The organism is bacterium, assembly GCA_024226335.1.
Lineage (GTDB): Bacteria > Myxococcota_A > UBA9160 > SZUA-336 > SZUA-336 > JAAELY01.
Map to the genome: position 1 here is coordinate 1 of JAAELY010000197.1, position 1683 is coordinate 1683.

Sequence of the window (1683 nt, forward strand, 5' to 3'; positions counted from 1 at the left end):
CGGGGGTGTAAGCCCAAACCCCAGAAAATTCCGTCAGGCTAACCCTTGGCCTACGCGGACTTGGGGTAGGGGCTGCGCGCCTCGGCCCAGAGTCGCGATTCGCCATTGACGTCCTTGATCTTGTAGTCGCCGATCAACCGGTCGTCGTTGGCGAAGCGGCGCGAGCGCTTGCGTTCTACCAGCGCCTTGATCAGAATAACGCTTGCCGGACTCGACAGCGACGGATCGAGCAGTTTGTCGAGCAAGTCGGTCCTGCCGACGTAATCGGCATAGACCACGGCATTCCAGACTCCCCAGCAGACCTTGAGAAGGGTGTCTCGCTCGCGCTCTCCCGGTGGCATACCCATCTCTTCCAGGCTAGGAGAGACAAATGCCAGAAATGTCGAGGATATCTTCTTGTGTTTCGTGTTTTTGCTCTTCAGTACGGACATGGGTAATTGATAATACAATCGGTTAAGGACGGCAACACCGTGGGCAAGAGACAATGCCGCTCTCGGTTGTTGCAGTCGGTATGCCCCTCGGGGATGTAAGCCCAAACCGCCGAAAATTCCGTCAGCCCAGATCCAGTCCTGCCACGATCGCATCCAGGTCGATGATCGGACCAGTACCACGGAACGTGTAGTGCCCGTTCAGATGGACGTGACGCCACGCCGCTGGCGAGATCTTCTTGATCAGGGTCAGCGCCTTCGCATTCCCGTTTGCCTCGTACTTGGCGAGCAGCCGCGACAAAATCGCGGAGTTGTAGTAGATGATGGCGTTGGCGATCAGCCGCGCACATTGGTTGCTGATCTCGATTTGGATGTCGGTCCGACCGGTCAGCTCCTTCTTGCCGCCGACCTGGGCGATCGCAGAGCGCAGCTGGTGATAGGACTCGATGCGGTTCTGCGAGCGATGCACGTTGCGCTGCAACTGCGGATCGCGCAGATAACGCAAAGTGTAGATGCTGCGAATCAGCTTGTCGAACTCGAAGATGGCTCGCCGCGTCGGGTTCGGTGCGGTGTAGGTGCATAGCTTGCGGATCAGCGTGCCCTGGGTCATTTCCTTGAGGCCCAGCGTGGCGACGATCTGGTCGATGTTGGCTTTCTCGTCCACGATGGCTTGCAGGTCGATCTGGCCAACAGGACAGATCAGGAATTTCTCGTACAGCGACGGGTCATCGGCACAGTAGAGTTCTTTCAGTTGTTTTTTCAGATCGGTGAAACGCGGCTCGAAGCGCGGCCCGAACCAGTGCAGGATGGCGAAGTTCGCCTTGTTGATGCTGTGCATGTCGCCGGTGATCACGCTCGGCACAATCTCGGACGTATTGCGGTACCAGATGTCGAACACATGGTGGGCCTCAAGCTCGTGCGCGCCGATGAGCCAGCCTTGCAGCGGCACATGGTTACACAGCAAGGTGTAGGCGACGACACCCTTGCCGCGCCCGAAATACTTCCGCGAGTGACGTGCCTTGACGGTCGGGTGCTCAACACCGAACTTCTGCCCGTCGACCGCGCCGTATAGCTCCCCCACGTCGAATGAATAGTGTGGGAAAATCGGCAAGCTGGCGATGGCATCGCTGATCCGATCATTGGCCGCCTGCAGCGAGGCCTGGCGCAGGTACTGCTGGGAGGCCTCCTCCAGCACGTGATGGGGAATGTCGCTCGTTTTCGCGATCACGAGATTGCCGTGATTCATCGCCTGGGC

General features: G+C 58.6%; 2 protein-coding genes. Both read right to left on the reverse strand.

The annotated features are described in order from the left end of the window. Positions 1-50: 50 nt before the first annotated feature. Positions 51-485, reverse strand: a complete 435-nt coding sequence (locus tag GY725_10095; GenBank protein ID MCP4004534.1) for a hypothetical protein — start codon at positions 483-485, stop codon at positions 51-53. A gap of 67 nt (positions 486-552) precedes the next feature. Continuing rightward, positions 553-1683, reverse strand: a 1131-nt coding sequence (locus GY725_10100) for a transposase (protein MCP4004535.1), incomplete at its 5' end; no start/stop codon positions are given.